We start from the raw sequence: 12,300 nt of genomic DNA on the forward strand, positions 1-12,300 counted from the left end.
GATTACCCGTAGGCTTAAAAATCAGCCTACGGGTAATTTTATAAAACTAGGAAATTGACTGTAAAATCACAAACTATGACGACATATGGAACGGAAGAAAGGTGGAACGGAGCAACGAAAGAACAGAAACGATAACTATAGTTTCCCCCCACAAACCCCCTTTCCTATGTTAAAATAAAAATATATATGTTTAAGGAGGCTTTATGGAATTTTTAGAGTTAGCAAAGAAGCGTTTCTCAGTTAGAGACTACGAAGATAAGCAGATAGAGAAGGAGATTCTTGATAAGATTATCGAAGCTGGTTATATTGCGCCAACAGCCAAGAATAACCAGTGTGCAAGAGTTTATGTAATTCAAAGTAAAGAGGGCTTAGATAAGATTAGAAGTCTTAGCAGATGTGCCTACAATGCACCAACTGTCTTACTTATTGCCTATGAAGAGTCTGAGCAGTACTTTAATTCTAAGGAAGAAGGAGTTTCATCAGGCCAGCAGGATGCAAGTATTGTTGCTTGTCATATGATGCTTGAAGCAGCAGATTTAGGTATTGCTTCAGTTTGGGTTGATGTATTCCCTAACACTTTAACAGCAAAAGAATTCAATTTACCAGAATCAGTTAAACCAGTGTGTTTAATGCCAATGGGTTATGCTAAAGAAGGAGTAGTTCCATCTCCTATGCATACAGATTTAAGACCACTTAATGAGATGGTAAAATATTTATAAGAAAGAAGCCTACTAAGATAGCAAAAGCTAGCTTAGTAGGCTTTGCTTGCCCTATGGCGGTGTCAGAGCACACACGGGGACAGCGCTAAAGCATTCGCCACAATAGCCACTGCCTAGCACACTAATTTAGGCACCGCCCGTCACGCAAGCAAAAGAAATGGAGGCTTTATGCAGAAAAAAATAGTATTAATTGATGTAGATGGCACACTTGTTGACTATGAAGGAAAGCTTCCTGAGTCAGCAACTAAGGCTATTAGAGAAGCTAGAGCCAATGGCCACAAGGTTTATATTTGTACTGGAAGATCAGAAGCAGAGGTTTATGATTATATCTGGGATATTGGCCTTGATGGCATGATAGGCGGAAATGGAGCCTATGTAAAGGATGCTGATAAAGTAATTCTTCACAAAAAGATAAGTAAGGAAGAAACTAAGCATATCGTGGATTGGCTTCATAAAAGAGAACTAGAGTTTTACTTAGAGTGTAATAGTGGTTTATATGCTTCAGAAAACTTTGAAGAAAAGGGAGAAGTAACCATTAGAGAATATGCTAGTCGAAAAGGTAAAGATTCTAGTAATATGACAGTTAGAGATGCATTTCCAGATATGATTTTTGGAGCAGATCTTTATAGAGAGGATGTAAATAAAGTTTCTTTTATTCTTTCAAGTTATCAAGATCACCTAGATTCTATTGAGGAATTTCCTGGGCTTAAGGCCTCAACCTGGGGCGGTGCAGGAGAGATTGCACTCTTTGGGGATTTAGGAGTTAAGGATATTGATAAAGGCAAGGCCATTGATGTCTTACTTGAGCATCTAGGGGAATCTATAGAGAATACCATAGCTATTGGAGATGCCAAGGTGGATATTCCAATGCTTGAAAAATGTAACATTGGCGTAGCGGTAGCATCTGGCGGAGATGAAATCAAGGCAATGGCAGATTACATAACAGATGGTGTAAATGAAGATGGAATTTACAAGGCCTTTAAGCACTTTTCTTTAATATAAGTAAATTATAAACTATTGAATAGTTAGGTGAACGCAGTGCCACTGCGTTCATGAGGAAGTAGCGAAGCGGATTTAGAATGTCCGCTTTACACTATCTGCATGGTTCGTTATAATTATAACAGATGCAAGGACTAGTTTTAGTCTACGATTATATGCACCTAGAAAGGGGTATATTTTATGGGAACATTAAATAATAGAAAAGTTGCAGTTATAGGTTGTGGATTTGTAGGAGCTGCTTCTGCATTTGCCATTATGGAGAGTGGCTTATTTTCAGAAATGGTTTTAATTGATATGAATCACGACAAGGCGGAAGGTGAGGCCCTTGATATAAGCCACGGACTTCCATTTTCAAAGCCAATGCAGATTTATGCAGGTGATTACAAGGATATTTCCGATGCTGCAGTTATTGTAGTTACAGCTGGCGCAGGCCAGAAACCAGGGGAGACAAGACTTGATCTTGTTAAGAAAAATGTTTCTATTTTCAAGTCAATTATTCCACAGATATCTGAGGTTAACAAGGATGCAATCATGCTAATCGTTGCAAACCCAGTAGATATCTTAACTTATACAGCATGGAAACTATCCGGATATCCTGAGAATCGAGTATTTGGTTCAGGTACAACCCTTGATACAGCTAGACTTAAGTATTTACTTGGTCAGCATTTAGATGTTGATAGCCGTTCAGTTCATGCATTTATCGTTGGAGAGCACGGCGATAGCGAGATTGCTGTTTGGAGTAGTGCCAATGTATCAGGTATTCCAATCAATAGATTCTGTGAGATGCGTGGACATTTCCACCACGAAGAAGCAATGCAAAGAATCGCTGAAGACGTTAAGAATAGCGCCTATGAAATCATTAATAAGAAGGGTGCAACTTACTACGGAATTGCCATGTCAGTTCGCCGAATCTTAGAGGCGATTATTAGAGATGAGAAGACAATTCTTCCAATCTCAAGTATTCAACATGACAATCACGGAGTTTCAGGTATTGCCTTTAGTATGCCAGCAATTGTTGGTAAAAATGGTGTAGAGGCCACTGTGCCTATCTCTTTAAGCCAAGAGGAAGAAAAGGCCTTAAAGGAATCAGCTAGTACTTTACAAAAAGTAATAGATGATGTATTTTAATCAAAACTAGAATTAGGAGACAGTCTATGATTTATCTAAAAGAAGCTAACATGGAAGACATGGAAAAAGAATATGAGTTTATTACTAACACACCAGAAGACGAGAACGGCTTTACTAATCCAGATACTGGTTGTAGTTTAGAGGACTTTAAAGACAAGATTTTACCAGGACTTATAAATATGTCAAAAGGTATTGATTTGCCGAAGGGATATGTGCCACAGACTAGTTATTTTCTATGGGATGAAGATAAAATCGTTGGATTGTTTAGAGTGAGACATTATCTTAATGATTTCTTAAAGGAGCACGCAGGCCATATAGGTTATGGAATTGCTAGGGAATATAGAGGTAAAGGCTATGCCACAAAAGGTCTTAGTTTAGCCCTTGATATGGCTAGAGATATTATTTTAGAGGATGAGCTTTATCTGTCAGTTAGAAAGACTAATCCAGCATCCTTAAAGGTTCAGACTAAAAATGGTGCCTACATTCATCATGAAGATGAAGAAGAGTACTATACAAGAATTAAGATATGGGATCTAGAAGATGATAAACTCTAGAGGATGATAAAAGCTAATCAATAAATATAAAAATACAGCACCTGATAGTATAAAACTATCGGGTGCTTTTGCATTTTCATAATAATTATTTATTGCTAAATTATTAGAATAAAAGTTATAATAAAGATAACAAGTCCCGTAAACAATTTAGAAACATTTCTATGGTAATCTTAAGCAATGCTAAAGGAAAGGAAGTAGTGTTTTGATTAATATTTTGGTTTTAGAAGATGATGAAAATCTAAATAAGATTGTATGTTCATATTTGAGCAAAAGTGGATTTAAGGCGGTAGGCTGCTTAGATGCTGAGGAGGCCTTTGATACCATGTATAACAACATGTTTGAACTAATTATTTCAGATATTATGATGCCGGGAATTGATGGCTTTGAATTTGCTAGAACTATTAGAAAGGTCAATAAGACAATTCCTATTCTTTTCATGTCTGCAAGGGATGACTTACCTGCAAAGCAAAAGGGCTTCCAGCTTGGAATTGATGACTATATGGTGAAGCCAGTGGAGCTTGATGAGCTACTTTTAAGGGTTCGTGCCCTACTTAGAAGAGCCAATATTGAAATGGAGCGAAAGATAAATATTGGTCTGCTAACCCTTGATGCAGACGCCATGATGGCAACTTATGACGGTATGGAGATTCAGACAACTACAAGGGAGTTCAATATAATTTTCAAGTTGTTATCCTACCCTAATAAGACATTTTCAAGAGCACAGTTGATGGATGAGTTTTGGGGAATCGACTCGGACACTAGCCTTAGGGCAGTGGACGTCTATATTACGAAGCTTAGGGATAAATTCTCCCTTTGCGATGGCTTTGAGATTAAGACCATAAGAGGTCTTGGTTACAAGGCCGTAATACTTTAAATGAATCTATCCCTAAAATCTACGAGGTGATTTATGGAAAACAAATATTATAAGATGGTGAATGGCTATAAAGTCAGGAATAGCCACTTTCCTGTGGGAATTTTTATAATGACTTTTGTGGCCTTTCTTGTAATGGCTGCGTTGCAGTATGCAATTATAGTAATGATTGAAAATATGGACTGGAGCTGGTGGCTAGTAGTTATCTTTGTATTAGAATATTGGCTAGTTATTTCCCTAGGCTTTACGTTTTTTACAAGATGGCAGATAAATAGGTCCTATGAAGAGCCTTTAAAAGAAATTGCAAAGGCTACTAATGAAGTGGCAAACGGCGATTTTAGCGTCTACATTCCAGTAATTCACACACCAGAGAAACTCGACTATTTAGACATAATGATTGCAGATTTTAATAAGATGGTTGAGGAGCTTGGAAGTATTGAGACTCTTAAGACAGACTTTTTTTCAAATGTATCTCATGAAATTAAAACCCCAATAGCAGTTATTCAAAATTCTAGTGAGCTTTTAAAAAAGACAGAGCTAACAGAGGAGCAGGAGGCTGAGCTTAATAACATCATTAGTGCCTCAAGAAAGCTATCTACATTAATAACTAATATTTTAAAGCTTAGTAAATTAGAGAAACAAGCAATAAAACCTGAGCTTGTAAACTATGATTTATCAAGACAGTTATGCGATAGTGTGATTTTATTTGAAGACCAGTGGGAAAGAAAAAATATCGATTTGGAGTTAGATATTGAGGATAGTATTTTTGTAAATTCTGATCCAGAACTTATGGATTTGGTTTGGAATAATTTAATAAGTAATGCCATTAAGTTTTCAGAAAATAACGGCAAGATTAGTATTAAAGAGGAATCAAATGAGGATGAGATAGTGGTGTTAGTGTCTGATAGTGGCTGCGGCATGGATGATGAGACTAAGAAAAAAGTTTTTGAAAAGTTTTATCAAGGGGATAGTTCTCATAAAACAGAAGGTAATGGCCTTGGCCTTGCCTTAGTTTCAAGGATTTTGCAACTTTTAGACGGGGACATTAGCGTTAGTTCAAAGCTTGGAGAGGGTTCAACCTTTGTTGTAAGCCTTCCAAGAAAGAAATAGGAGGTAAAAATGAGTTACATAACTATAACTCCTAGAGAACCCAGAGAATATGACTACAAGGATGTATTAGTGGATAACAGTAGAGTTAGCCTATACATCTATGGTTTTGAGAATTTCGGCTGGGAAGTAGAGGAAAATCAAGTAAAAATCGTAGAGTCTAACAAAGCTGGAAAGACTTTGATACATTTTAAAAGAAGTAGGAAGATACTTAATAGGGCAGAACTTACCCGCTTGCAGAGAAATTTCGAGGACAATATGAAGCAGATTGCAAGTCTAGAAAATTCTAAAACAAATTTAGCTACAGGGCTATCTGTATCCATGGGAATTGTGGGGGTTCTAATTATTGCAGGGGCTGTAATGATAGCAGTGGGAAGCCCAGAGCTACAGCTAGTTTCAGTGGTCTTAAGCATTCCGGGCTTTGTAATGGCAATTATGGCAAACTTCACCTATGGAAAACTAGTCCAGTTAAAGGAGGCTAAGATAAGGCCCTTAGTGGATAAGAAAATGAATGAGATATATGAAATTTGCGACAAAGGCAGAAAGTTACTGCTATAAGAAGTGTAAAGTAGGAAGTTACTCTTATAAGAAAGGTATTTATTATGGATAATATTGAATCTTATTTAGCTTGGAGAGGGGATGTACCCATTGACTTTGCCCCCTTTAATGAGGTGGATAATGTGGTGTGCTGCGCAATTTCCTATTCGTATTTTAAGGGGATTGTGCCAGAAAAAAAGGGAGAGTCAATTTCAATAGCGGATGCTGTTAAATTATTTTTTGAAAAATATAACGAAGAAGATTTCATTAACAATAGCATAATTTCAGTTACTAAGGTGGAGCTTTTAAAATGGCTTGCTAAGTCTAATAGATACAAGGACATGAGGCTTAGTAACTACGTGGACATTATTGATGAGGACAAGCAGACTCAGTTTGCGGCTGTACATATAGAAATCAGTGATAGCCTAACTTATGTGGCATTTAGGGGAACTGATATGACTATAGTTGGCTGGCAAGAGGATTTTAAGATGGCCTCAGAAGTAGTCTATGCTCAAAAACTAGCGGCCAAGTATCTATCTGATACTTTGTTAGATTCCACAAGAAAATATATCATTGGCGGACATTCAAAGGGTGGTAATTTAGCTATCTATGCCTCTTCTATGTGTGAGGCAACTGCCAAAGAGAGAATAGATAGAATTTATGATAATGATGGGCCGGGATTTTTGCCCGCCTATTTAGAATCAGAGGATTATAAATCAATTAAGGATAGGATTATTAGAATTGTGCCAGAGTACTGTGTAATAGGCATGTTACTAGCAACAGATGACAGTGTGGAAACTAAGATCGTTGGCAGTAATGTAGATGGTATCTTGCAGCATGATATTATGACCTGGCAGGTGGTGGGTTGTTCTTTAAATAAAAAGCCAAGTCACTCTAAGAAGAGTCAGTTTCTTAATGATTCCGTTAGAGACTGGATTAAGGATGCAACCCTTGATCAAAGAAAGGCCTTTGCCAATGACTTTTTTGAAGCCTTGAAAGCCGGCGGCTCCAAGGATTTTTATGACTTACAAAAGTCGGGACCTGGAAATTTTGAAGACATTTTACTAAGTCTTTCAAATTCAGCCCCAAAGACTAAGCAGGCCTTTGCTAAGCTGGTGAAATCCCTTTATAAAAACAGCAAGGTCATGGAACCAAGGGAACTTATTAAGAATAAAAATGTATGGAAAAGCCTTATCTTAGTAGTGGTAGGTTTCTTTTTAATAGCCTCCCCTAGCCAAGCCCTTGAAAATATTGGAAAACTTATAATTCTTGTAATCATCGTATTTATGATTACAAGAATCTTTAAGTTAATGAAGAATAACAAGAATGTCATAGTTATAAAAAAGACCCGTTTTATTTTATTTTTAGTCCTTGAGGCATTATTCCTTTGCCTCTTTTTAAAACAGGAAATGCTAAATACCCTAATGAATTTGGTGATTGCAGCAATACTATTCTTAGAGGTTTATCAAAATGTACATAGGGTAATTTTTGATAGTCAAATAACTAAGGCAAGAAGAATATTTCTTTCAGTGGAGGCTGTGTTCTCATTTTTAATAGGCTCAGTAACACTGGTGTTAGCAAATGACATCAATAGCAATAGACTCATAGTTTTAGGCACTTATCTTGTTATTTCAAATGTGATAAATCTTGTGGTGTATCTCTATAACAAGATGAAATATGATCTGGAATAGTCAAGACTCGCTCGCGAGTCTTGCGCGCCGGATTCGGGTCTGCTACTGCAGACTAATTCCTGTCCGAATCCGTGCGCATCCTCGCGGAGCGTTTAACTCAGTCGGAGCTTGTACCCCGACTGAGTTAATTTTAGGATTAACATTTTAGAAACAATAATCAAATATTAGTTAAACAATTCTTTCCTACAATAAGCAAGTCAAAAGGACAGACCTAGCGAATTGAAAGGAGATAAAGATGAATTGGATTTCTGATAAGGTCATTAAATGGAGAAAACAAATAATTATAATCACTGTGTTACTTGCAGTTGTAATGGGAATATGCGCAACCTTTGTTAAGATAAATTACAACATGTCAGATTATTTGCCAGAGGATGCAAATTCTACAAAGGCAATTACAGTGATGTCTGAAAACTTCAATGAGAGCATGTCTAATGCAAATGTAATGCTCTCCAATGTAACACTTGATGAGGCACTAGATTATAAGACTAGAATTAGTGAGATTAACCATGTAGAAAATGTAGGTTGGATCGATGATAACATGGATATTGAGCAGTTAAAGTACCTCTACAATGAGGATGGTAGTTTAAACGAAAGCTTAATTGATCCTACAAGTGCAGAAACTATTAAGAGTTTCTATAAAGATGGAAATGCACTATTTCAGATAACAATTGAAACAGGTTATGAGCAGGCAGCAGTTAATGATATTTATGATTTAATTGGTAAGGACAATGCCATGATTGGCTCTGCTGTTGAGCAGGCCTCTTCACAAAATCTTGCTATTAGCCAGTCTATTAAGGCTATTGCATTACTTGGACCACTTATTATTCTTGTATTAATTTTATCTACTGAGAGCTTTATTGAGCCTCTACTTTATTTAACAACAATTGGTGTTGCAACAGGTATTAACTTAGGTCTTTGCTTAATTCGTGGCGAGATTTCTTACGTTACCTTAGCCGTTGCACCAATCTTACAGTTAGCAGTTTCCCTTGACTATGCAGTATTCCTATCCCATAGTTTTGGAAAATACAGACATACAGAATCTTCAGTAACTAACGCCATGAAGTTAGCTATGAAGGATTCACTAAAGGCAATTTCAGCAAGTTGTTTAACAACACTTTTTGGTTTTGCAGCCCTACTATTTATGAATTTTAAAATTGGTCCTGATATGGGAATCAGCCTAGTATCTGGTGTAGTTTTAAGCTTCGTGGCAACAATGATTTTCTTACCAGCTCTAATTTTAGTAACTTATAAATTAAATGATAAGTGTAAGCATAGACCTTTCCTTCCTAAGTTTAATAAGCTAGGCTCTGGCCTTGTAAAATCTAGATTTGTATTACTTGCACTTATTGGCATTATGTTAATACCAAGCTTTAATTTACAGTCAGAGAACACATTTATCTACGGATCAGGAGAGCCAGCTAAGGAAAGTAGACTTGCAGTGGATAGCCAGAAAATAGAGGATGTATTTGGCAAATCTAATATGGTAGCTATTCTTGTTCCAAGAGGAAATGAAGAAGCAGAATCTAAACTAGCAGAGGAATTTGAGAATCTAGCTTATGTAGAATCTGTTATGTCTTATGCCAATGTAATTGGTTTTGATGTTCCAATGGAATATTTACCTGAAGCTACTGCAGATAAATTCTATTCAGAGGACTATGCAAGAATTATTCTTAGCACAAGTCTAGAAACTGAAAGTGAAGAAAGTTTTAGTGCTGTCAAGCAGATAAAGGGTATGGTGGCACAGTATTACAGCGAAGATGAGACTTACATGTGTGGTAACTCAGTTAACTTATACGATATGAAGGAGTGTATTGAGGCAGATAATAAGAGAGTTTCCCTTATTACATTAATTGCCATTGCACTTATCCTAATTGTAGAATTTAAGTCTTTGATTATTCCATTAATCCTTGTATTAGTGGTAAAGGGTTCTATCTGGATCACCCTTGCAATGTCAGCAGTAACAGGTGAGGCAATCTGTTACATTGGTTACTTGGTAGTAAGCACTGTTATGATGGGCGCAACTATTGATTACTCCATCCTAATTAGTGATGAATATATTAAAAATAGAAAGAGTTTGTTGCCTTTAGAGGCGATGAAAAAGACCTTAGGAAGTTCAATTAAGTCCATACTTGTATCGGCTTCAACCCTTGCAATTGCTGGATTTAGTTTAGGTCTTTCCTCATCAGAAAGTATTGTAAGATTACTTGGCCTTATGCTAGGTAAGGGCGCAGTTGTAGCATTTGTCTTATCAATAACACTTCTCCCGGCAATATTAGTTATATGTGATAAGCTGATTCCATATCTCTCTCTTAACATGGAATTTTGCGATAAAAAGAATAAGCTTAAGCCTGTTAATGAAGAAAAGGCAGCTTAGGCGCATACAGCTTATGAAACCCTAGAAGCAGATGGAAAAACTTCTTAAAGATTAGAGTGGATGCTAATCTTTAGGGAGTTTTTTCTATTTTTAACTTGATATTGATAAATTATTATCAATAATTCGTTTAGCTTAATCAACTCTTAGTTTATGGATTACAACAATTTGTTGGTATAAAATAATTATAGAGAATGATAAATATTTAACAAAGAGATACATTTTCTAAATTTATAAATCAAAAGTATTAAGGTATTAAATTAGGAGGTTTTAGATGAAGTATCAAGAACTTTTTACACCAATTAAAATTGGTAAGCTTGAAATCAAAAACCGTTACGCAATGGCGCCTATGGGACCACTTGGTCTTGGTGATTGCGAAGGCGGATGGAATGACAGAGGTATCGATTATTACACAAGACGTGCTAAGGGTGGCATTGGTTTAATTATTACTGGTGTTACATTTTCAGATACAGAGGTTGAAAAGCCATCATTCCCTAACACACCAAACTCAACATATAACCCAGTTCAGTTTGTAAGAACTAGCCGAGAGATGACTGAAAGAGTACATGCTTATGGCTCTAAGATTTTCTTACAGATGTCAGGTGGTTTTGGTAGAGTTACAATTCCTACAAACTTAGGTGAATTCCCACCAGTTTCTGCATCAGCAGTACCTCATAGATGGCTTGATAAGACATGTCGTCCCCTTGAAAAAGAAGAAATTAGAGGTATTGTAGAAAGCTTTGGTAAGGGTGCATACAACGCTAAGAGAGCAGGCTTTGATGGTATAGAAATTCATGCTGTTCACGAAGGTTATTTAATTGATCAGTTCGCTATTTCCTTCTTTAACCATAGAGAGGATGAATACGGCGGATCCCTTGAAAATAGATTAAGATTTGCTAAGGAAATCAGAGAAGAAATCGCTAAGACTTGTGGATGGGACTTCCCAGTTGCAATGCGTTTCTCCCTTAAGTCAATGATTAAGGATTTCAGAGAAGGTGCTCTTCCTGGAGAAGAATTTGAAGAAAAAGGACGTGACATTGAAGAAGGTATTGAAGCAGCTAAGCTTCTTGAGAAGTTTGGTTACGATGCCCTTGATGTAGATGCTGGAACATACGATGCTTGGTGGTGGAATCACCCACCTATGTATATGGAAAAGGCTCCATATAAGGAATTTGCTAGAATTACTAAGGAAAACGTAAATATCCCTGTAATTATGGCTGGTCGTGTGGACAATCCAGATACAGCTACAGAGTGCATAAAGACTGATATTTGCGATATGATTTCCCTTGGTCGTCCAACTCTTGCTGATCCTGATATTGTAAACAAGATTAGAAGAGATAACTTTAGTCAGGTTCGTCCATGTATTAGCTGTCAGGAAGGTTGTATGGGTAGAATTCAGACTTACTCATTACTTAACTGTGCAGTTAACCCACAGGCAGGTAAGGAAAGACTTAATAAGTTAAATCCAATCGTTAAGAAGAAAAAGATCTTAGTTATTGGTGGTGGTGTTGCCGGTTGTGAGGCTGCTAGAGTCCTTGCAGAACGTGGACATGAGCCAGTATTATTTGAGGCAAATGATAGACTTGGTGGTAACTTAATTCCTGGTGGTGCTCCATCCTTTAAGGAAGATGATATCGCCCTTGCTAAATGGTATGAAGATGAATTAGCACGTTTAGGCGTTGAAGTTCATCTTAATACTAAGGCAACTGAGAAAGAAATCCTTGATAGCCAGTACAAGGCAGTAATCTTTGCTACAGGTTCAAGACCTAAGATGTTCTCTTTAGGAGATGATGAAAAGGTTTACTCAGCAGAAGAAGTATTACTTGGTAAGAAGGACGCAGGCGATAATGTTGCAGTTGTTGGTGGCGGACTTGTTGGTTGTGAATTAGCCCTTGACCTTGCTATGAAGGGTAAGAAGGTAACAATCGTTGAAGCCCTTGATAAACTTATGGCTGTTAACGGACCTCTATGTTCAGCTAATAAGGAAATGCTTGAAAGATTAATTCCATTCAACGGAGTTGATGTTGTAACATCTGCTAGAGTTACAGGCTTTAAGGATGGCAAGCTTAGCGCTACAGTTGGTGAGGAAACTAAGGAACTTAAGGCAGATAGCGTAGTTCTTTGTGTAGGTTACTCAAGCGAGAATTCACTTTACGAAAAGTACAAGAATGAATTAGATGAGACATATTTACTTGGTGATGCTAAAAATGTATCAAATATCATGTATGGTATTTGGGACGCCTTTGAGGTTGCAAACCACATCGACTAATTCACTGATATTATAAATAAGAGATATATAAGTCTCGCACTTTGAGACTTGTAA

Annotated in this window: 10 protein-coding genes; all 10 read left to right on the forward strand. The window is 36.9% G+C overall.

What is annotated here, in order from left to right; translation table 11 throughout:
- Positions 1–203: 203 nt before the first annotated feature.
- The 10 genes from BLQ66_RS00985 to BLQ66_RS01030 all read left to right on the forward strand — a co-directional run bounded on the left by BLQ66_RS00985 (position 204) and on the right by BLQ66_RS01030 (position 12,246).
- On the forward strand, positions 204–719 hold the full coding sequence (locus BLQ66_RS00985) for a nitroreductase family protein (protein WP_074520505.1): 516 nt from the start codon (positions 204–206) through the stop codon (positions 717–719).
- 168 nt (positions 720–887) lie between these two features.
- Positions 888–1,721: an HAD family hydrolase gene (locus BLQ66_RS00990; protein WP_074520506.1), complete on the forward strand. Its 834-nt coding sequence runs from the start codon at positions 888–890 to the stop codon at positions 1,719–1,721.
- A gap of 177 nt (positions 1,722–1,898) precedes the next feature.
- Positions 1,899–2,846, forward strand: coding sequence for an L-lactate dehydrogenase (locus BLQ66_RS00995; RefSeq protein WP_074520507.1), 948 nt, complete (start codon positions 1,899–1,901; stop codon positions 2,844–2,846).
- 26 nt (positions 2,847–2,872) lie between these two features.
- Positions 2,873–3,400, forward strand: coding sequence for a GNAT family N-acetyltransferase (locus tag BLQ66_RS01000; RefSeq protein ID WP_074520508.1), 528 nt, complete (start codon positions 2,873–2,875; stop codon positions 3,398–3,400).
- Positions 3,401–3,602: 202 nt separating this feature from the next.
- On the forward strand, positions 3,603–4,274 hold the full coding sequence (locus BLQ66_RS01005) for a response regulator transcription factor (RefSeq protein ID WP_074520509.1): 672 nt from the start codon (positions 3,603–3,605) through the stop codon (positions 4,272–4,274).
- Between the two features lie 33 nt (positions 4,275–4,307).
- On the forward strand, positions 4,308–5,381 hold the full coding sequence (locus BLQ66_RS01010; RefSeq protein WP_242869303.1) for a sensor histidine kinase: 1,074 nt from the start codon (positions 4,308–4,310) through the stop codon (positions 5,379–5,381).
- Positions 5,382–5,390: 9 nt separating this feature from the next.
- Positions 5,391–5,936, forward strand: coding sequence for a hypothetical protein (locus BLQ66_RS01015; protein ID WP_074520510.1), 546 nt, complete (start codon positions 5,391–5,393; stop codon positions 5,934–5,936).
- 44 nt (positions 5,937–5,980) lie between these two features.
- Entirely contained in the window at positions 5,981–7,606 is a 1,626-nt protein-coding gene (locus BLQ66_RS01020) for an Mbeg1-like protein (RefSeq protein WP_074520511.1), read from the forward strand.
- A gap of 235 nt (positions 7,607–7,841) precedes the next feature.
- The gene (locus tag BLQ66_RS01025; RefSeq protein WP_083330215.1) at positions 7,842–9,980 is read left to right on the forward strand and encodes an efflux RND transporter permease subunit; all 2,139 of its coding nucleotides are present in this window, start codon (positions 7,842–7,844) and stop codon (positions 9,978–9,980) included.
- Between the two features lie 271 nt (positions 9,981–10,251).
- Complete coding sequence (locus BLQ66_RS01030) at positions 10,252–12,246, forward strand: oxidoreductase (RefSeq protein WP_074520512.1); 1,995 nt, start codon at positions 10,252–10,254, stop codon at positions 12,244–12,246.
- Positions 12,247–12,300 lie beyond the last annotated feature (54 nt).

The sequence above is a fragment of the Lachnospira pectinoschiza genome, assembly GCF_900103815.1.
Lineage (GTDB): Bacteria > Bacillota > Clostridia > Lachnospirales > Lachnospiraceae > Lachnospira > Lachnospira pectinoschiza_B.